Below are 19,914 nucleotides of genomic sequence, written 5' to 3'. Positions count from 1 at the left end.
CAGCCTTCGCCATGATGACGGCAATCGCAGCGCTTTGCCTGCCGGCGGATACGCAGGCGCAATCCATTCGTGCAGCGGACATAATCTCGGCCGAGGTCATTCCAGGGTGGCGCAGCGAAGATGGCACGCATATGGCCGCGCTGCATCTGCGCCTTGCCGACGGCTGGAAAACCTATTGGCGCGCACCGGGCGAGTTGGGCATTCCACCGCGCTTCGAATGGAACGGCTCGCAGAATATCTCTGCCGTTCGGCTGCTCTGGCCGCGCCCGGTTGTCTTTGACCAGCTTGGCGCGAACAGCATCGGCTATGTCGGGGAACTCATCCTGCCGATGGAATTCACGCTGCGCGATGCCGGCGCGCCGGCGCGGCTTGCGACCCAGGTCGAGCTGGGTGTGTGCGAAACGATCTGCGTGCCGGTCTCGCTGGATGTTTCGGCGGAACTGGCGCCTTCGGCCAGTGCCCCCGATCCGGCGATCACCGCCGCCCTCGCCGACCGGCCGCAACCGGCGGGCAGTGCAGGGTTGCGGCAGGTGACATGCACCGTCGAGATGATCCCCCAGGGCATCCGGCTGACGGCACGGATGGAAATGCCGCCGCTCAGCGACCGTGAATTCGCCGTGTTCGAGCTTTCCGACAAATCCGCCTGGATTTCGGACACCGCGACCGAACGCGAAGGCGGGCTTCTGACCGCACGGGCCGACATCATCCCCGGCGGTGATGCCCCTTTCGCGCTTGAGCGATCGGACCTGCGCATCACAATACTGGGCGAGGATAGCGCGGTCGAAATGCGCGGCTGCCCGTCAGGCTGAGCCCCGGGCACCTTGCGCCCCCCATTAAGGAAGCGCACGTTCAGCCCGGCTGGCTGCCCTTGCCCGGCTTCGCACGGCTGCCCGCCAGAAGCATCAGCCCGCCAACCAGATAGGCTGTCAGCGCCAGCGCCAGCGCCCCCATCAGAAACACCGCCACCGCCCCCGGCACCCCGTCGATCAGCACCGCCGCCGCGCGCGGCGGAAACAGCCCTTCGACCAGCCCGGCAAGCGGCGCGAGTATCCCGCCCCGCCAGATCGCGGGCAGCAGTGTCGCGGCCATCAGCGCGGCCATGCCGCCCAGCGCAAGCCAGACCACCACCGAATGCGCCCGCGCCACCCGCCGCGCACCCAACGCCCGGCGCAACGCCTGGCCCAGCCGCCACAGGTCGAACTGCATGGCCAGCATCGCAGGCACCATCAGCAGCACCAGAACCATGCCGAAGCCCAGCCCGTAAACCAGCGTGATCACCGTGGGCTTGAGAAACTCGGCCTGGCTGGAGCCTTCGTAAAGCAGCGGGGTCAGCCCCAGAACCGTGGTCAGCGTGGTCAGCAGCACCGGACGCAGCCTGTTGCAGGCGGCATCGACAATCGCCGGAAACAGCCCCCGGTCGCCCCCGAATTCGTCAACTGTCGTCACCAGCACGATGGAATCGTTGATGATTATGCCCGCCATCCCGACAAGCCCGACCACCGAGAAGATCGAAAACGCCATCCCCCACGAGGCATGTCCGTAAACCGCGCCGATCAGCCCGAAGGGGATCACAGCCATCACCAGAAGCGGCCGCGTCCAGCTTGAGAATATCCACGCGAGCGTCAGGTAGATCCCCACCAGGCAGAGTATGAAGCCCATCAGGGCGTCGCTGAGAAATTCCCGTTCCTGCTCGGCCAGGCCCGAAAGCTCCCAGGAGACGCCGTAATCCTCGGCGATGCGCGGCAGAATGGTGTTACGCAGTTCCTGATTGATCTCGCTGGCGCGGGCCGGGTCGTCTTCGGATATGTCGCCGGTCACGGATACGACGCGCAGGCCGTTCTCGCGCCGTATGGTGGAAAAGCCCGTGCGGCTTTCGACCGAGACGATATCGGCCAGCGGCACATACTGCCCCGAGGCGCTGCGCAACAGCGTCCGGTCCAGGAAATCGGCCGTGAGTTCGTTTTCGGGCAACTCCACGCGGATTCGCGCGGTGCGCGATCCATCGGGAAAACTGGCGGCCTCGATCCCGTTCAGCCGGTGGCGCAGAACCCGGCCAAGCCCGTCGATGGTGAAGCCCAGCGCCTGCCCCTGCGGGGTCAGCGTCAGGCTGAGTTCCTCCTTGTCATAGGCGAGGCTGTCTTCCAGGCCTGAAACCTCCGGCACCGGCATCAGCGCGGATTTCAACGCCTCGGCCGCGGCCTTCAGCGTTTCGGTATCGGCGCCATGGAATCGCACCGAAAGCGAATCGCCCCCCGGCCCGCTGCCCCAGCTTCGGAAACTCAGTGTCTCAAGCTGCGGGTGGCCGATCACCTCGTCCTGCAGGGTCGCGACGAACTGGAACGAGCTGTAGGGCCGCAGGTCGAGATCGATCAGGTCGATCGCGATGGAACCCAGCAGCGCGGGGTCGGTCGATTCGGTCCCGGCCAGGGCGCGGCCCGCATTCCCGCCAATCTGCGCCAGGGCGTAATCGACGGGGTTGCGGCCATGTTCGGCCTCCAACCGTGCCGCCACCGCATCGGTGGCGCGCTGCAATTCGCGCATCATCTCCATCGTGTCGGCGCGCGTTGCGCCGGGCAGCATGGCGAAATTCGCGGTGATCGATCCCTGCTCGGGCGACGAGAAAAAGCGCCATTGCACATCGCCGCGCAGAAACTGCGCCCCCTGCATCGCCAGCAGCAGGATCGCCCCCGCCAGCACCGGATAACGCGCGCGGATCACCAGCCACATGAAAGGCCGGAAAACGGTTTCGCGCATCCAGCGAAAGCCGCGGTTGACCTGCCGCGAGGGCCAGTCATACCAGCGCTCATGGTTTGCCGAAACCAGCGCCCCCTTCATGTGATGCGGCAGGATCACGAAACATTCGACCAGCGAAGCCAGCAGAACCGCGATCACCGTCAGCGGGATATCGACAATCAGGCTGCCGAACCTGCCGCCAATCGCCACCAGCGCCAGAAAGGCGATCACCGTCGTGATGGAAGCCGCAAAGACCGGCAGCGCCATGCGCGTTGCCGCGCGCTCGGCGGCTTCGGCGGGCGCTTCGCCCAACTCGCGCGCGCGCCAGTCGGCATGTTCGCCCACCACGATGGCGTCATCCACCACCAGGCCCAATGTGATGATCAGCGCAAACAGCGACATCATGTTGAAGGTCAGGCCGATGGCATACATTGCCGCGACAGCCGCGAGCATCGCCACCGGGATGCCCGCCGCCACCCAGAAGGCCGTGCGCGCATTGAGAAAGAGAAACAGCAGCCCGACCACCAGCGCCAGACCCAGCGCACCGTTCGACAGCAGGATCTGCAGCCGCCCCGAAATGACCTCGGCACGCGTGCGGATAAGCTCGACGCCGACACCTGCGGGCAGGGTCAGGCTCATGTCCTCGGCGACACGCTCGGCAATGCGCTGGATGCCGATGGCATCGCCCTGGGCCGAGCGGTCCACCCGGATGGCCACCGCCGGGTTGTCACCGACGAAAAAGGCATCGTTTCGGTCGATCCCGGCGACCTCGACCTCGGCCACATCGCCGATTGTCAGGCTGCTGCCATCAGGCCCGGTGCGCAGAACGATCGCGGCGATCTCTTCGGCAGAGCGCCGCGGCGCGCCGGTGCGCACCCGTGCGGTGCCGCCGCTGACATCACCTGCCGGGTCCGCGCGGGTCTCGGCGCCGATGGCCGCTGCGATATCGGCCATGGATATGTCGTGCCGCACCAGCGAAGCCGACGTCACGCGCACCACCGTTTCGGGCGCGGCCACGCCGGATATGGTCGTGCGTGTCACGCCTTCGGCGAAAAGCCGCGTGACATACTCATCCGCGAAACGCCCAAGCTGATCGACCGAAACCGGCCCGGTGATGACCACATCGGTCACGCGGTCGGCCCAGCCCGAACGCCGGATCACCGGGTCGTCGGCATCGTCAGGCAGGTTTCCGGCGGCATCGATTGCGGCCTGCACGTCATCGGCGGCCTGCGCCATGTCGTAATCCGACTCGAACTCGAGCGAGATGGTCGCGCGCCCTTCGCGTGACTGCGCGGTCGAGCCTTCAACCCCGTCAACGGCAAGAAGCGCGGGTTCCAGCACCTCGACAATAGCGCCGTCCACGTCCTCGGCGCCGGCGCCATTCCAACTGACCGAAACCGAGATGCTCTGCCGCACGACATCGGGAAAGAACTGTGCCCGCATGTTGGGGATGGCCACCAGACCGGCCACCACCATCAGCACCAGCACCAGATTGGCCGCCGTGCCGTGGCGCGTGAAATAGCGAAACAGACCTGCCGCACGCACGCTGAACTGCTGCTGCATCCGGCTGGGGAGGGGCTGCGCCATGTGCTCAGCCCCCGCGCATACGGTTTTCAAGCTGCTCGACCACCTGCGCAGGCACGCGATCGGCCGAAAGCTGGACAAGGATGCGGTTGCGCGCTTCTTCGGGCATCCGCGAATTGCCTTCGACGAAGGCGATAAGCTGGGCGCGGCGCTCGGCGGAAAGCTCGATCATCTGCGTCACTGCGGGCGCCTCCGCCCCGGCGCTGCCGTTTTCTTCGGTCTGTGGCCTGATCGGGCGCACCCGGATGCCCGCGCCCAGCATGGGCGTGCGTTCGGCCACCACCTCGCGCCCCTCGATCGCGGGGGCGCGCACCAGCACCATGTCGCCCTGCCGCCGCAGCATTTCGACCGGCGCCTCCTCCAGCCGCTCCTCCGGACCCAGAACCAGCACCGTGCCGGCGGCATCCACAGCCGTGGCCGGCAGCAGCGCCACGGCCTCCAGGGCTGGCTCCTGCACCCGCAGGGTGACGAAATCGCCGGGCAGAAAGCCGCGCGGCGCCTCGATCCGGGCATAGATCAGCCGCCCGGTCTGCCCCTCGCCCACAGCTGCGCCCACGCGTGTAAGCTGGCCGGCGGTGACGATCTCGGTGCCCATCACATCCAGCGCGATCTCGACCGGCGCCACGACAAGCTGCCCCGCACCATCGATCAGCCGCAGATATTGCGCGGTCGAGACACGAAACGCCACCTCAAGCGCATCGGGGTCGATGATCCGGCCGACCCGCTCGTTCGCGGTGACGATCCCGCCTGCGGCAACCGTCACATCCGAAAGCACCCCGGAAAACGCTGCATAAAGCTCGGTATCGGCCAGCCGCCGCTCGGCCTCGGCCAGGGTGATGCGCTGGCGCACCAGCGCGGTTTCGGCCTGTTCGGTGCGCGCCTCGGCCTGGGCCAGCGCCTGCCTGCGCGAAACCACCGCCTGACGGGCCGAGGAAAGCGCCAACTCGGCCGTCTCCACGGCCGCATCGGTCCCCACGCCGCGCGACAGCAGGTCGCGCTGCCGTTCCAGCGCGCGCGCCCGCAATGCCTGCTGTTCAATGGCGGCTTCCAGATCCTCGCGGGCCAGTTCGGTGGCAAGACGCGCATCGCGAAGCTCCGCCTCGGCGCGCGACAGGTCGGATTGCGCAACATCGCGGCTGGCGCGCGCATCGGCATCATCCAGCCGAAGCAGAAGCTGCCCTTCGCGCAGTTCGGCGCCATCGGCAAAACCCGGCGCCAGCTCGACCACCCGCCCCCCCACCGGCACGCGCAATTCAAGCGAACGCAGCGCGCGCACCTCGCCGAAGGTTTCCAGAACCGGCGTGACGGTATCCGACACAACCGGAAGCACCCGCGCGGCAAAAACCCGCTCCTGCGCCACCCTGGGGCGGTCGCCCTCGGCCAGCCGCGACTGGATTGCGCTGTGAACAGTATACCCCGCCGCCGCCAGCAGGCCGGCCGCCGTCGCAAACATGAACAGCCCCAGAAGGCTGCGAAAGAGAAACCGCATCAACTACCGCCTCGCGTCAGGTCACCGGAAGAACTGCACGCAGCCCCGGCCCTACTGAATTATTATATAGTAGGCCGAACACGCCACGGCCCAAACCAAAACTCTTGTTACGTGATCTGGCGCTATTTCCGTCGCTTGTGTTCTTCGAGCCTGGGGAAAATTTCAACGAAATTGCATGGCATGTGGCGATAATCGAACTGCCAGCGCAGGATTTCATCCCAGGCGTCACGGCAGGCGCCGGGGCTTCCGGGCAGTGCAAACAGATAGGTGCCTTGCGCCACGCCCGCACAGGCACGCGACTGGACGGCCGAAGTGCCTATCTTCTGGAATGAAATCATTGTGAACAGGGTGCTGAAAGCGTCAATGTGCTTTTCATAGACATCGTGATGCGCCTCGACCGTCACGTCGCGCCCGGTCAATCCGGTGCCCCCGGTTGAGATGATCGCGTCAATCCCGGGATCGGCGCACCAGGCGCGCAGCTGCGCGGCGATCTCGGTGCGCTCGTCGCGCAGGATGGTGCGCGCGGACAGAACATGCCCGGCTTCCTCGATCCGCGCGGCCAGGGTGTCGCCCGACTTGTCCTTATCCAGGCCGCGGGTGTCGGAAACCGTCAGCAGCGCAAAGCGCACCGGGATGAATTCCTTGCTTTCGTCGATCCGCGGCATTGGCTCAACTCCGTTCCATAAGGGCCAGTCTGATCGCCAGCGTCGTGAAAATCCCGGCGGTCAGCCACGCGGCAAGGCGCCGCAACCCCGGCGATGCCGCCAGGCTCCGCCCGACCCCGCCGGCCGAAAGCCCGACCGCGCCGTTCACCAGAAGCCCACCCAGCGACAGCACCGCGCCAAGAATCAGGAACTGCGCCAGCACCGCGCCGCGCTCGACCACCACGAATTGCGGCACGAAGGCCAGCACGAACAGCGCAACCTTGGGGTTGGTCAGATTCACCGCCAGCCCGTCGCGAAAAGCGCGCAGCGCGGGCAGCGCCGCGCCAGGCGCGCCACCGGCCCCCGCCTGGCCGCTCCCCCACAGCGCGGCGCCGGCCAGCGCCAGCAGATAGGCCATGCCCGCCCAGCGGATCACATCAAAAAGCGCCGGATAGGCGATGACCAGCGCGCTCAGCCCCAGCGCAGCGATCAGCACATGGACCATAACCCCCAGCGCGATGCCGGCATTGGCCGCCATCGCCACGCGCGGCCCGCCCCGCAGCCCCTGACCCAGGCAGAACATCATGTCGGCCCCCGGCGTGAGGTTCAGCGCCAGCGCCGCCGGAATGAAGGCCGCGAGCATCAGCGGATCGACCGGCAGCATCAGTCTGCCCCCTTGAGATGCGCGCGCAGGGCTAGCAGATCGGCCCAGGCCTCGCGCTTGGCCGCCGGGGTGCGCAGCAGATAGGCCGGGTGATACATCGGCAGCGCCGGGCGGCCCAGAACCTCGGCCCAGGTGCCGCGCAGCCGGGTAATCCCGCCGCGCCCCAGCAGTGCCTGGCAAGCAACATTGCCCATCAGCACCAGCACATCCGGCGCGGCCAGTTCGACGTGCCGGGCAACAAAGGGCATCAGCATCGCGATCTCGTCGGGTTCCGGGTTGCGGTTCTGCGGCGGCCGCCAGGGCGAGATATTGGTGATGTAAAGCGCGCGTTCTGCATCCGTCGCATCGCGCGCCATGTCGATGGCATCGAACATGCGGTCGAGCAGCCGCCCGGCGCGCCCGACGAAAGGCCGGCCCTCGATATCCTCGTCGCGGCCCGGCGCCTCGCCCACGATCATCACCCGCGCCGCCGGGTTGCCATCGGCAAAGACGGCCGAGCGCGCGCCGCGCTTGAGGTCGCAGAAGGAAAACGCCTGCACCGCCGATTCGAGCGCGGCCAGGTCGGCTGCTGCAGCGGCGGCCTCACGCGCGGCCTGCACCGGGTCCACCTCGTGGGCTGGCATGGCCGGCTGCGCGGAGGCCGCAGACGGAACCGCCTGCGAATCCTGTTTCGGGGCGGCGGGCGCTGTGACGGCGGGTTGTCGGGGCGGGCTATCGGCCAGCTCGTACCGGTTCACCGGCACGTCACCGATGGCCTCGGTGGCGCCCAGCTCCACCTGCCATTCCAGAAGCGCCCGCAGCGCGTGATGATCGAGGTCATCGAACATGGGCGCAGGTTACGTCCGCCGCCGGGCATGGTAAAGCGCCCTTGTCGGGCCGCACCGCGCTACCTATAACCGGCCCGCAAGCGACCGAGGGGCAGACATGAGTTTTCGCGCCAGGCATCTGCTGGGAATCGAGCATCTCGCGGCCGATGAAATCGTCACCCTGCTCGACCTTGCCGATGAATACGTCGCCATGAACCGCGGCCCCGACAAGCACTCGAATGTGCTCAGCGGGATGACCCAGATCAACATGTTCTTCGAGGCTTCGACCCGCACCCAGGCCAGTTTCGAACTGGCCGGCAAGCGGCTGGGCGCGGATGTGATGAACATGTCGATGGCGTCCTCGTCGCTCAAGAAGGGCGAGACGCTGATCGACACGGCGCTGACGCTCAACGCCATGCGCCCCGACCTGCTGGTGGTGCGCCACCCCAATTCCGGCGCGGTGAACCTGCTGGCCGAAAAGGTCAATTGCGCGGTGCTCAACGCCGGCGACGGGCGGCACGAGCACCCCACCCAGGCGCTGCTGGATGCGCTGACGATCCGCCGCGCCAAGGGGCGGCTGCACCGGCTGACCGTGGCGATCTGCGGCGATATTGCGCATAGCCGCGTGGCACGGTCGAACCTGATCCTGCTGGGCAAGATGGAAAACCGCGTGCGACTGGTGGGCCCGCCCACCCTGATGCCCGCCGGTGTGGCCGATTTCGGCTGCGAGGTCTTCGACGACATGCGCGCGGGGCTGGAAGGCGCCGATGTGGTGATGATGCTGCGCCTTCAGCGCGAACGCATGGACGGCGCCTTCATCCCGTCGGAGCGCGAGTATTACCACCGCTACGGGCTGGACGCCGAAAAGCTGGCCCATGCCGCGCCCGACGCCATCGTGATGCACCCCGGCCCGATGAATCGCGGCGTCGAGATCGACGGCACCCTGGCCGATGACATCAACCGCAGCGTGATCCAGGAACAGGTGGAAATGGGCGTCGCCGTGCGCATGGCCGCGATGGAGCTGCTGGCCGCCAACCTGCGCCGGGAAAGGGCGGAGGCAGCACATGGCTGACGATATCGCACCCGAACTGGAAAAGGGCGAGAAACTGCGCCGCGAGATCCGTTCCGACAAGCGCATCTTCTGGCGCGATCACCTCTGGATGGCGCTGATCGGCATGGCGCTGGTGGCGCTGGTGCTGTGGCTGATGGACAATGCCTTTATCCTGATCGGCACGTTTGGCGCGGGGGCGGCGGTGGCGGTGCGCGCGCTTTACCTGGCGTCCGAGGCGCTGGCCTCGCGCTGGTGGCTGACCGATCGGCGGGTGATCCTGCCCGACGGGAAGCGCGCGGTGATGCTGCTGGAGATCGAGACCGTGCGGCGACTCTTCGGCGATGTCCAGATCGTCACCCGCGCGGGCGACAAGTACCTGATCAAGCATCTGGCCGATGGCGACGCGCTGGTGGCCGAGATCACCGCTGCGCGCGACAGACGGCGCAAGGTGGCGCGATGACCCCGCGTCTGCACACCGCCACGCCGCAGCCGCTGCCACCACGCAGCGGCGACGATTGGTCCGAGGTGCTGGAACCCGGCGAAAAGCTGCTTTGGCAAGGTCGGCCCCATGGCGGCTATCTGCTGCGCTGGGGGCATGTGCCGCTGATGCTGGTGGGCGCGCTGTTCCTGGCCGTCGCATTCAGCCGGACGCCCGAGGCGCTGGCCGCCTGGCACAATGACGACCCCGCGCGGGCCGAGATGGCTGGCACCGCCGCCGCGCTGGGCGCGCTGGGGCTGTTCTTCCTGGTGCAGCCCTCGCTTGCCGACATGCTGCGCCGGCGCGGCACAGCCTATGCGCTGACCGATCGCCGCGCGCTGATAGAGACGTCGTTTATGGGCATCGCGCTGCTTGCCTGGCCGATCACCGGCGACAGCCCGGCCATTCATCAGCGGGGGCGCCCCGGTTCGGTCTGGTTTGCGATGCATCGGCCGCCGCGCGACCTGAAGAGCCGGTTATCGAGCTACGGCCAATCGTTGCGCCCCCGTGTCATCGGGTTCGAATGCCTTCCCGAGGCCGAGCAGGTTCACGCCCTGCTGCAGAATGTCAAAAGGGGAACGGCATGACCCTGTTTTTCCAGAACGTCCGCATAGTCGACCCCGAAGCCGAGGAAGTTCGCACCGGCAATGTGATCGTCGATGCCGGGCGGATCGCCGCGCTCGATGCCGCCAAACCCCCGCGCGACGCGCGCGTGATCGAATGCGCAGGCCGGGTGCTGGCGCCGGGGATCGTCGATATCGGCGTGCAGGTGGGCGAGCCGGGCGCGCGCCACAAGGAAAGCTTCCGCTCGGCCGGGCTGGCGGCGGCGGCGGGCGGCGTCACCACCATGGTCACGCGCCCCGACACCGACCCCGCCATCGACACCCCCGAAGTGTTGGAGTTCGTCACCCGCCGCGCGCGCGGCGAAACCCCGGTCAATATCCGCCATATGGCCGCGCTGACCCGTGGCCGCGCCGGCGCCGAGATGGTCGAGATCGGCTTCATGCTCGATGCCGGCGCCGTGGCCTTCACCGATGCCGACCATGTGGTCACCGACACCCGCGTCATGGCACGCTGCCTGACCTATGCGCGCAGCCTCGGCGCGCTGGTGATCGGGCACCCGCAGGATCCGGGCCTGTCGCGCGGGGCGGTCGCCACCAGCGGCAAGTTCGCCAGCCTGCGCGGGCTTCCGGGCGTGTCGCCCATGGCCGAGCGCATGGCATTCGATCGCGACATGAGCCTGATCGAGATGACCGGCGCGCGCTATCACGCCGATCAGGTCACCTGCGCGCGCACCCTGCCGGCGCTGGAACGCGCCAAAGCCAACGGGCTTGACGTAACGGCCGGGGTCTCGATCCATCACCTGACGCTCAATGAGTTCGACCTGGGCGAGTACCGCACCTTCTTCAAGCTCACGCCGCCGCTGCGCAGCGAAGATGACCGTGTCGCCATGGTCGAGGCGGTGGCCAGCGGGCTGATCGACGTGATCTGCTCGATGCACACCCCGCAAGACGAGGAATCCAAGCGCCTGCCCTTCGAGGAGGCCGCGCCCGGCGCCGTCGCGCTGGAAACCTTCCTGCCGGCGGCACTGCGGCTTTATCATGCCGGGGCGCTGAGCCTGCCGCAGCTGTTTCGGGCCATGTCGCTGAACCCGGCGCAGCGGCTGGGGCTGCCCGGCGGCCGCATGACCGAGGGCGCGACCGCCGATCTGGTCCTGTTCGACCCGGATGCGCCCTTCGTGCTGGACCGTTTCACGCTGCGCTCGAAATCGCGTAACACCCCGTTCGATGGCGCGCGCCTTCAGGGCCGCGTTCTGGCGACCTTCGTCGCCGGCGAGCAGGTGTTCGACCACAGGGAAGGCCAGGACCATGCCCACGCCTGAAACCGCGCCACTGCTACTGGGGCTGGTTGCCCTGGCCGCATATCTGCTGGGCTCGGTGCCGTTCGGCATCGTCATGGCGCGGGCCTTCGGGCTGGGCGACCTGCGCCAGATCGGATCGGGCAATATCGGCGCGACCAACGTGCTGCGCACCGGCAACCGGCTGGCCGCGGCGCTGACGCTGGTGTTCGACGCGGGCAAGGGCGCGGCGGCGGTGCTGCTGGCGCGCTGGCTGGTTGGCGTGGATGCGGCACAACTGGCCGGTCTGGCCGCCTTTGTCGGGCACCTTTGGCCGGTGTTTCTGGGCTTTCGCGGCGGTAAGGGCGTGGCCACCTACCTGGGCACCCTGCTGGCGCTCAGCTTTCCGGTGGGGCTGGCCTGCTGCGCGACATGGGCTGTGGTGGCCGCGGTGACGCGCTATTCCTCGCTCGCCGCGCTGGTTTCGGCGGCGCTTTCCGCCATCTGGGCGCTGGTCTTGGGGCAGGACGGGCTGGTGGCGCTCGCGCTGGTGCTCACACTTCTGATCTTCTGGCGCCACCGCGACAACATCGCGCGGCTGCGCGCCGGCACGGAAGGCCGGATCGGCAAGGGCGGCTGATCGCTGCGTTCTTTCGCCGTGAAGGGTTGTCCTGCCGGAACTGCGCTGTCAGAATCGGCGCCGACGCGCGGCAGTTTGGCCGTCGGCCCATCCCGGAGGACAGTTCATGGATTTTCCCACCGCCATTCGCACCTGCTTCAACAAATATGTCGATTTCACCGGCCGCGCCGCGCGGTCGGAATTCTGGTATTTCGTGCTGTTCGCCATTCTGGGCAACATCGCCATGGGGCTGTTCGACCGCGTGATCGGCATGGCGATCCTCGGCACGCTCTTCGGCCTTGCGATCCTGCTGCCCGGCATCGCGGTCTCGGTCCGGCGGCTGCATGACCTGGGGCGCAGCGGCTGGTGGTATCTGCTGGTCTTCATTCCGGTGATTGGCTGGCTGGTGCTTCTGTTCTGGTATGTCCAGCCCGGCACCAGCGGCGCAAACGAATACGGCCCCGACCCGCTGGCCAGTGCCGAAACCCCGGCTCAGTAACTGTATTCGGCGTAGATCCGGCGCAGATCGCCCTGCCATTCGCCGTGATACTTTTCCAGCAATTCGTCTGCCGGGGTCTTGCCCGACTCGACCGTTTCGTGCAGCGCGTTCAGGAAATGCGTCTCGTCGGGCAGCATCCCGCCAGCGCCGGGGCGGGCGCGGGCCTTCAGGCCCGCCTCGGCCACGGCAAGCACCTCGCGCGCCAGATCCTGCATGTTCACACCGTGCGTTTCGGCCTGCAGGCCATCGACACTGGCCGCGACGCGCAGCGCCTCGCGGGTTTCGGCATCCCAGCCTTTTGCGATGTCCCAGGCGGCGTCGAGTGCGCCCTGATCATACATCAGCCCCACCCATAGCGCGGGCAACGCGCAGAGCCGCCGCCACGGGCCACCATCGGCACCGCGCATTTCCATGTATTTCTTGATCCGCGCCTCGGGGAAAATCGTGGTCAGGTGATCGGCCCAATCCGAAAGCGTCGGCACCTCGCCGGGTAGCGCGGGCAGCCGGCCATCGAGGAAATCACGAAACGACTGGCCCAGCGCATCGATATAGACCCCGTCGCGATAGACGAAATACATCGGCACATCGAGCGCATATTCCGCCCAGGCCTCAAACCCGAAGCCCTCGTCGAATACGAAGGGCAACATTCCCGTGCGCGCGGCATCCAGGTCGCGCCAGATGCGCGAGCGCCAGGATTTGTGGCCATTCGGCTTGCCCTCGAAAAAAGGCGAATTGGCAAAAAGCGCGGTGGCCACAGGCTGCAAGGCCAGCGCCACGCGCAGTTTCTGCACCATGTCGGCCTCGGAAGAAAAATCGAGGTTCACCTGCACCGTGCAGGTGCGATACATCATCTGCTTTCCGTGGGTGCCGACGCGGTCCATGTAATCGGTCATCAGCCGGTAGCGGCCCTTGGGCATCACCGGCATCTGCTCATGCGTCCATTCCGGCGCGGCCCCCAGCCCGATAAAGCCCGCGCCGATGGTGTCGGCCACTTCCTTGACCTCGCGCAGGTGGTCGTTCACCTCGTCGCAGGTCTGGTGGATGTTTTCCAGCGGCGCGCCCGACAACTCAAGCTGGCCGCCCGGCTCCAGGCTGATGTTGGCGCCGTCCTTTTCCAGCCCGATGATGTGGCCTTGTTCCAGGATCGCCGTCCAGCCGAAGCGGTCGCGCAGCCCTTCCAACATCGCCCGGATCGAGCGCGGCCCGTCATAGGGCAGCGGGTTGAGCGTGTCCTTGCAGTAGCCGAATTTTTCGTGCTCGGTGCCGATGCGCCAGTCTTCACGCGGTTTGCACCCTGCGGCAAGGTATTCGGCCAGTTGCTCGCGCCGCTCGATGGGGCCGCCGCCGGACTGGGGAATTGACATGGGCTACTCCGGGCTGCTTTGGCGTGGGGTTCAGGCGTATAGCGGGCTTATCAGGTGTTCCGGCGGGGGTTTCAAGTCAAGGCGGTGCGGCGATGGCGCCGCCACAGGACGCGCGCCCTTGGCACCTGTTCGGCAACCGCCGCCGAAAGCGCGTTCATGTCGATCCCCGGCAGGCTGGCGAAAGCGTCGAAAAGCTGATCGGCGCCGCTGGCGGCAACGGGAATGCGCAGCGCCTCGGCCCCGGTCTGCTCAAGCACCCAGACCGGCCCGACACCGCCGGGCGGGCCGGGTTCGAGCCGCAACTCGGCCAGATCGTCCAACGCGGCAAAACCGCCCTGCTCGGGCGCGAAATAGGCGATCTGCCCCTCGACCACCTGCACCACGCCGGGCGCCTGCCCGTCGCTGGCAAAGCGCAGCCGCCGCCAGGCATTGATGCCCAGCGCCAGCCCCGTCAGCACGAGCAGAACCCCGATCCCCAGCAAGAGCGGCCCGCCACCTCCCGCAATCCAAGCGCCCAGCGCCATGATCGCGGCAGCGATGATCACCTCGCGCCAGTGGTAGAGTCGCGCGCGCAGTTCCGGGCGGATCAGGGTCATGTCCAATCCCCGCAAGCGATCTGCCAGCGCGTCAGCGCCGCCACGGCCGCCGTGTCGGCCCGCAGGATGCGCGGGCCCAGGCTGACCGGCGCGACAAAGGGCAGCGCCCGCAGCCGGGCCTGTTCGTCTGGGGAAAACCCGCCCTCGGGGCCGATCAGCACCGCGCCGGGGGCACCGCGCACACCTGATGCCGCGGCGCCATCCTGAGCGGCGGGCACATCCGCGCCACGGTTCATCCCGGCAAAGCCCTCGTCGGCCCACCAAAGGCCGCGCGCCGCATCCCAGCCGGCCAGCACGCGGTCAAGCGGCGCCAGATCGGCCACCTCGGGCACGAAGGTGCCGCCGCATTGCTCGGCGGCCTCGATGGCATGGGCCTGCAGCCGGTCACGGCGGATACGTTCGGCATTGGTGAAGTCGGTCTGCACCGGCAGGATGCGGCGCGCGCCCATCTCGGTGGCCTTCTCGACGATGAAATCGGTGCGCGCCTTCTTGATCGGCGCGAACAGCAGCCACAGGTCGGGCGGCATCTGCAACGGGCGCATCTGCGACACGCACAGCAAGACACCGCCGCGCTTGCCGGCCTTGGCCACCTCGGCCAGCCATTCTTCATCGCGCCCGTTGAACACCGCGATCCGGTCGCCCGGCCCCAACCGCATCACGTTGAACAGGTAATGCGCCTGCTCGCGTGCAAGCGGCAGCGATTGCCCCGCCCCCAGCGGATGATCTACATAAAGCCTGACCTTGGACGACACTGCCATGAGGACGAACCATATGACCGAGTCGCCGCAGACGCCAGAGGGGCAGGTTGCAGATTCGGTCAAGGGCAACTGGGTCGACAGCCTGGCCCCACCCGCCACGCGCCCCTTCCTGCGCCTGTCGCGCGCCGACCGGCCCATCGGCACATGGCTGGTGCTGCTGCCCTGCTGGTGGGGCGCGCTGCTGGCGGCGGCCTCGGGCCATGGCGCGCCGGGGTGGCACACCGCCTGGATCGTGCTGGCCTGCGGCATCGGTGCCATCCTGATGCGCGGCGCGGGCTGCACCTGGAACGATTTCACCGATCGCGATTTCGACGACAAGGTGGCGCGCACCCGCTCGCGGCCCATCCCCTCGGGACAGGTCAGCGCGCGCGGCGCGCTGGCGTGGATGGTCGCGCAATCGCTGATCGCCTTCGGCATCCTGCTGACGTTCAACAATGCCGCCATCGCGCTGGGGGTCGCCTCGCTGGGGCTGGTGGCGATCTATCCCTTCGCCAAGCGCTTCACCTACTGGCCGCAGATATTCCTGGGGCTGGCGTTCAACTGGGGCGCACTGCTGGCCTGGACGGCGCATTCGGGCAGCCTGCACTGGGCTGCGGTGGTGCTGTATCTGTCGGGGATCGCCTGGACAGTGTTCTACGACACGATCTATGCCCACCAGGACAAGGAAGACGACGCGCTGATCGGGGTAAAATCCACGGCGCTGCTGTTTGGCGAGAACACGCGGGCCTGGCTGCGCGGGTTCATGGTGGCCTCGGTGTTGCTGATGATGCTGGCGGTGGTGCTGGCGATGGCGGGCAATGCCAGCCTGCCCGCGCTGGTGCTGGCGCTGATGGGGGTCTGGGCCTTTGGCTGGCATCTAGCCTGGCAACTGTCACGGCTCGATACCGAAGACAGCGACCATTGCCTTTACCTGTTCCGGTCGAACCGCAATGCCGGGCTTTTACCTGCGCTGTTTCTCGCCGGTTCACTTTTGGTTTGATTGATCCTTGCCGCCGCGCACCGTAAGCAATCGGCACAACCGCAGACCGGGGACAGTTTGCCAATGCGCCATATCGAGAAGATCATCGCCGCATCCGCCTTCGCCGGCGCGGCCGTGCTTGCGCTGGGCGGCGCGACACTTGCGGTGAACGTGATCGAGAACAGCAGCCGCAGCGCGATTGCCGAACGCCTCGTTGAAGCGGGGCTGACCTGGGCCGAGGTGCAGACCGATGGCCTTCAGGTCACGCTTTCCGGCACCGCCATGACCGAGGCCATGCGCTTTCGCGCGCTCTCGGTTGCGGGCGGTGTCGTCGATTCGGCACGGGTGATCGACAATATCCGCATCGCCGACCCCGAGGGCGTTGAGCCGCCGCGCTTTTCGATGGAATTGCTGCGCAACGATGACGGTGTTTCGCTGATCGGGCTTGTGCCGATGTCCTTCGGACGCAACCCGGTGCTTGACCGGATTGACCGGCTTACGGGCGGCGCGGACATCGCCGACATGCTCGACAGCAGCGATCACCCGATCCCCCGCGGCTGGCATGATGCGGTTGAATTCGGCCTCTATGCGATGGGCCTTCTGCCGCGGTCCAAGATATCCATCGCGGCCGACCGCGTGGTTATCACGGCCATTTCCGACAGCCGCGAGCAGCAGCGCAGCCTTTCGGCCGAACTGGCGGCCCGAGTCCCCGAAGGGTTGACCGTATCAATCGACATTTCGGCCCCACGCCCGGTGATCACCCCATTCACGCTGCGCTTCGTGATCGATGCGGAACGCGGCGCCCGTTTCGACGCCTGCGCCGCCGATACCGAGGCCGCGCGAGACCGCATCCTTGCCGCCGGGCGCGAGGCCGGCGCGCCGCCGCGCTCAAGCTGCACCATCGGCCTTGGCGTTCCCTCGCCAAGCTGGGGGGACGCCACCGCCTCGGGCATCGCCGCGCTGGCGCGGCTGGGGGAAGGCTCCATCACCTTCTCGGATGCCGATGTATCGCTGATCATCCCCCATACCGTGACCGAAGAAGCCTTCGACCAGGCCGTCGGTTCGCTGGACCGCGCATTGCCCGATGTCTTCTCGCTGGAGGCAGTGCGGCTCGACCCGCCCGTTGACGAGAACGAGGGCAGCGAGGAGATTGCCGAATTCATCGCGACGCTCGACGGCGAAGGCCAAGTGCTGCTGCGCGGACGGCTGACCGACGAACGCACCAGCGAGGCCGTGCAGGGCTTTGCCCGCGCCCGTTTCGGAATGGAGGCCGTCGAGATGGCCACCCGGCTTGAACCCGGCCTGCCCGAGGGCTGGCCCCTGCGGGTGCTGACCGGGCTCGAGGCGCTTTCGGAACTGCACGAAGGCACGGTGCGGGTGCGCGCCGACAGTATCGCGATCCGCGGGCGCACGGGCGATCAGGAAACCAGCGGCATGGTCTCGCGAATCCTGTCCGAGAAACTGGGGCGCGGGCAGGTCTTCAACATCGATGTCACCTATGACGAAGAGCTTGATCCGGTTGCCTCGCTCCCCTCGCCGGAAAGCTGCATCGAGGATATCGAGCTGATCCTGGAGGACCGCCAGATCACTTTTGAGCCCGGCTCGGCCCAGATCGACAGCGCCGCCAACCAGACGCTCGATGCCATCGCCGGGGTGCTGCGCGATTGCGGCGAGCTTCCCATCGAGATCAGCGGCCATACCGATAGCCAGGGCCGCGCCGAGATGAACCTCAACCTGAGCCAGCGGCGCGCCGATTCGGTGCGCGAGGCGCTGCTGGTCCGGCGCGTGCTCACCGGGCAGTTCGTCACCCGCGGCTATGGCGACAGCCGGCCCATCGCCGACAATTCCACCGCTGCCGGACGCGAGTTGAACCGCCGCATCGAGTTCCGCCTGATCGACCCGGAGCACGCCGATCTGACCCCGGGCATCCGCCCGCGCGACCCCGAACTCGAGGCCACACTTGAAATCACGGTCGAACTGGCCGATGACGATGTTCTGCGTCCAGCCGAAAGGCCGAATGACGACTGAAGCAACCGCATAGCCGGAGCCGGAGCCGCATGAACCGAACAGAATTCATCTTCGTGACGGCGATCGTGCTGTTTCTGGCCTTTGCGCTGGGCTGGTTCGCCTATTGGCTGCTGCACCGTTTCACCCGCGTCACGCAAAGCGACATGGGAGAACTTGACCGCATGGCCCAGGCGCTGCACGAGGCCGAGGAAATGCGCGACCAGGCGATCACCTACCTGCAGCAACGCGAGGCCGAACTGACCAACCAACTCAGCCAGAGCGAGGCCGAATTGCGCGCCGCTATGGACGGGCTGCGCGAGGCCCGGCTCGAAGCCGAAGAACTGCGCAACATGCTGGAAAACTCCCGCGCAAGCTGACCCCCGGCTTGACCGCACGGGCGGGCGGTGCCTGGGCCGAGGCTGCAACCAACCCGCCCCGATCGCACCCAAGCCCCGGAAACGGCCAGACGGCCCTCGCCTTTCAGGTGCTCAGACCCATTCGCCCTTGCGAAACACCGGCACCCGGCGGCCGTCTTCGTGCACCCCGTCGATGTCGATCTCGGCCGAGCCGATCATCCAGTCGATATGGATTGCGCTGGTATTGCCACCGCGACTGGCCACCGCATCGGCATCGAGCGTGTCACCATCGCGGAAACACTTGGAATAGCACTGGCCCAGCGCAATGTGACAGGCCGCGTTCTCGTCAAAGAGGGTGTTGTAGAACAAGAGACCCGATTGCGATATCGGAGAGCCGTGCGGCACCAGCGCAACCTCGCCCAGCCGGCGCGCGCCCTCGTCGGTGTCGAGCACCTTGTGCAGCACCGCCTCGCCCTTGGAGGCATGCGCCTCGACGATGCGTCCGCCTTCGAACCGCACGCGGATATCGTCGATCAGGCTGCCCATATGCGACAGCGGCTTGGTCGAGCGCACATACCCCTCCACCCGCTGCGCATGCGGGGTGGTGAACACCTCCTCCGAGGGGATGTTGGGGTTGCACACCACCCCGTTGCGCGCCACCGAGGCACCGCCCATCCATTCATGCCCGTCTGCCAGACCCACGGTCAGATCGGTGCCCGGTCCAGTGAAATGCAGTGCGTGGAAAGCTTGCCCGTTGAGCCAGTCGGAGCGTTCGCGCAGGGTCGCGTTATGGGCCTCCCAGGCCGCGACAGGATCACCCCCGTCGACGCGCGAGGCAGCGAAGATCGCATCCGCGAGGCGGCGCACGGCGTCATCCTCGGAGAGGTCGGGAAAGACCCGACGCGCCCAGGCGCTGCCCGGCCAGGCCACAAGATTCCAGTTGATGTCGAACCGGGTGATGCGCTCGCGCGCCGGCGAATAGGCCAGCGAATTGGCCTTGTTCACGCGCCCGACCTTGTCGGCGTCCTGCTCGGCCAGAAGCATCGGGTCTTCACCCACGATGCCCATGCGCGCGGTGTTTTCGTCGAACGCCTTGCCCATGCCCTCATAGAGCCAGCCCGCAGCGCGGTCGAAACTGGCATCCTGCCCGTGACGATAACGCGAAAGCGCGATTTCCGGATCGGACAGCAGCGGCGTCACCAGCCCTGCGCCAGCAGCATAGGCGTGATCGGCAATCCGGCGCACCAGCGGCAGGGCCTCGACCGGCGCCGAAAGCAGCAGGTCCTGCCCCGGCTGCAGATTGACCCCGACCTTGACGGCAAGAGCGGCCAGCCGGTCGAGCATGTCCGGATCGATAACGTCTTTGGCGGGGTGCTTGCGCATATTCCTACTCCTCGGCGAATCGTATGATTTGCGGGGAACTTATCCCTTGGCCGGGTCGGGTCAATCACCCGCCCCGGCGCACCGACCC

The 19,914-nt window shown here is 67.2% G+C and carries 19 protein-coding genes; 10 read left to right on the top strand and 9 right to left on the bottom strand.

Annotated elements, in window-relative coordinates:
• Window positions 1-11 precede the first annotated feature (11 nt).
• Window positions 12-809, top strand: a complete 798-nt coding sequence (locus DQ229_RS08050; protein WP_238380999.1) for a protein-disulfide reductase DsbD domain-containing protein — start codon at window positions 12-14, stop codon at window positions 807-809.
• Between the two features lie 40 nt (window positions 810-849).
• Here the strand turns inward: DQ229_RS08050 and DQ229_RS08045 are convergent, their stop codons facing one another.
• From DQ229_RS08045 to DQ229_RS08025, 5 genes are all read right to left on the bottom strand, one after another.
• Window positions 850-4,320 carry an efflux RND transporter permease subunit gene (locus tag DQ229_RS08045; protein WP_238380998.1) on the bottom strand — a complete coding sequence of 1,157 codons (3,471 nt, stop codon included), beginning with the start codon at window positions 4,318-4,320 and terminating at the stop codon, window positions 850-852.
• Window positions 4,321-4,324: 4 nt separating this feature from the next.
• Window positions 4,325-5,806, bottom strand: coding sequence for an efflux RND transporter periplasmic adaptor subunit (locus DQ229_RS08040; protein WP_114965757.1), 1,482 nt, complete (start codon window positions 5,804-5,806; stop codon window positions 4,325-4,327).
• Window positions 5,807-5,928: 122 nt separating this feature from the next.
• Window positions 5,929-6,471 carry a molybdenum cofactor biosynthesis protein B gene (gene moaB, locus DQ229_RS08035; protein ID WP_114965756.1) on the bottom strand — a complete coding sequence of 181 codons (543 nt, stop codon included), beginning with the start codon at window positions 6,469-6,471 and terminating at the stop codon, window positions 5,929-5,931.
• Between the two features lie 4 nt (window positions 6,472-6,475).
• Complete coding sequence (locus DQ229_RS08030) at window positions 6,476-7,114, bottom strand: LysE family translocator (protein WP_114965755.1); 639 nt, start codon at window positions 7,112-7,114, stop codon at window positions 6,476-6,478.
• On the bottom strand, window positions 7,114-7,941 hold the full coding sequence (locus DQ229_RS08025; RefSeq protein WP_114965754.1) for a uracil-DNA glycosylase: 828 nt from the start codon (window positions 7,939-7,941) through the stop codon (window positions 7,114-7,116). Before DQ229_RS08025 ends, DQ229_RS08030 begins: the two co-directional genes overlap by 1 nt.
• A gap of 97 nt (window positions 7,942-8,038) precedes the next feature.
• Here DQ229_RS08025 and DQ229_RS08020 point away from each other — a divergent pair, with 97 nt between their 5' ends.
• From DQ229_RS08020 to DQ229_RS07995, 6 genes are all read left to right on the top strand, one after another.
• Window positions 8,039-8,992, top strand: a complete 954-nt coding sequence (locus DQ229_RS08020; RefSeq protein WP_114965753.1) for an aspartate carbamoyltransferase catalytic subunit — start codon at window positions 8,039-8,041, stop codon at window positions 8,990-8,992.
• Window positions 8,985-9,431 (top strand): hypothetical protein, encoded by a 447-nt coding sequence (locus DQ229_RS08015; RefSeq protein ID WP_114965752.1) that lies wholly within the window; start codon window positions 8,985-8,987, stop codon window positions 9,429-9,431. Before DQ229_RS08020 ends, DQ229_RS08015 begins: the two co-directional genes overlap by 8 nt.
• Window positions 9,428-10,036 carry a hypothetical protein gene (locus DQ229_RS08010; protein ID WP_114965751.1) on the top strand — a complete coding sequence of 203 codons (609 nt, stop codon included), beginning with the start codon at window positions 9,428-9,430 and terminating at the stop codon, window positions 10,034-10,036. Before DQ229_RS08015 ends, DQ229_RS08010 begins: the two co-directional genes overlap by 4 nt.
• Window positions 10,033-11,331 (top strand): dihydroorotase, encoded by a 1,299-nt coding sequence (pyrC, locus tag DQ229_RS08005; RefSeq protein WP_114965750.1) that lies wholly within the window; start codon window positions 10,033-10,035, stop codon window positions 11,329-11,331. Before DQ229_RS08010 ends, pyrC begins: the two co-directional genes overlap by 4 nt.
• A complete protein-coding gene (plsY, locus tag DQ229_RS08000) occupies window positions 11,318-11,926 on the top strand; it encodes a glycerol-3-phosphate 1-O-acyltransferase PlsY (RefSeq protein ID WP_114965749.1) in 609 nt (202 codons plus the stop codon). Before pyrC ends, plsY begins: the two co-directional genes overlap by 14 nt.
• 106 nt (window positions 11,927-12,032) lie before the next feature.
• Window positions 12,033-12,404 (top strand): DUF805 domain-containing protein, encoded by a 372-nt coding sequence (locus DQ229_RS07995; protein WP_114965748.1) that lies wholly within the window; start codon window positions 12,033-12,035, stop codon window positions 12,402-12,404.
• On the opposite strand, the gene DQ229_RS07990 is transcribed toward DQ229_RS07995, so the two are convergent.
• The 3 genes from DQ229_RS07990 to DQ229_RS07980 form a co-directional block, all read right to left on the bottom strand.
• Window positions 12,398-13,768, bottom strand: a complete 1,371-nt coding sequence (locus DQ229_RS07990; protein ID WP_114965747.1) for a glutamate--cysteine ligase — start codon at window positions 13,766-13,768, stop codon at window positions 12,398-12,400. The two genes, DQ229_RS07995 and DQ229_RS07990, sit on opposite strands and share 7 nt — an antisense overlap.
• 71 nt (window positions 13,769-13,839) lie before the next feature.
• Entirely contained in the window at window positions 13,840-14,364 is a 525-nt protein-coding gene (locus tag DQ229_RS07985; RefSeq protein WP_114965746.1) for a hypothetical protein, read from the bottom strand.
• Window positions 14,361-15,122, bottom strand: coding sequence for a 16S rRNA (uracil(1498)-N(3))-methyltransferase (locus tag DQ229_RS07980; RefSeq protein WP_114965745.1), 762 nt, complete (start codon window positions 15,120-15,122; stop codon window positions 14,361-14,363). The genes DQ229_RS07985 and DQ229_RS07980 overlap by 4 nt, the downstream gene beginning before the upstream one ends.
• Window positions 15,123-15,135: 13 nt before the next feature.
• On the opposite strand from DQ229_RS07980, the gene ubiA reads away from it, so the two are divergent.
• The 3 genes from ubiA to DQ229_RS07965 all read left to right on the top strand — a co-directional run bounded on the left by ubiA (window position 15,136) and on the right by DQ229_RS07965 (window position 18,464).
• Window positions 15,136-16,101 carry a 4-hydroxybenzoate octaprenyltransferase gene (gene ubiA / locus DQ229_RS07975; protein WP_114965744.1) on the top strand — a complete coding sequence of 322 codons (966 nt, stop codon included), beginning with the start codon at window positions 15,136-15,138 and terminating at the stop codon, window positions 16,099-16,101.
• 63 nt (window positions 16,102-16,164) lie between these two features.
• On the top strand, window positions 16,165-18,108 hold the full coding sequence (locus tag DQ229_RS07970) for an OmpA family protein (RefSeq protein WP_114965743.1): 1,944 nt from the start codon (window positions 16,165-16,167) through the stop codon (window positions 18,106-18,108).
• Window positions 18,109-18,137: 29 nt separating this feature from the next.
• Window positions 18,138-18,464, top strand: a complete 327-nt coding sequence (locus tag DQ229_RS07965; RefSeq protein WP_114965742.1) for an MreC domain-containing protein — start codon at window positions 18,138-18,140, stop codon at window positions 18,462-18,464.
• 111 nt (window positions 18,465-18,575) lie between these two features.
• Here DQ229_RS07965 and DQ229_RS07960 read toward each other — a convergent pair whose 3' ends face one another.
• Complete coding sequence (locus DQ229_RS07960; protein WP_114965741.1) at window positions 18,576-19,826, bottom strand: aminopeptidase; 1,251 nt, start codon at window positions 19,824-19,826, stop codon at window positions 18,576-18,578.
• Window positions 19,827-19,914 lie beyond the last annotated feature (88 nt).

It is taken from the genome of Alkalilacustris brevis (assembly GCF_003350345.1).
Lineage (GTDB): Bacteria > Pseudomonadota > Alphaproteobacteria > Rhodobacterales > Rhodobacteraceae > Alkalilacustris > Alkalilacustris brevis.
This window is presented reverse-complemented; position numbering and strand designations above follow the sequence as displayed.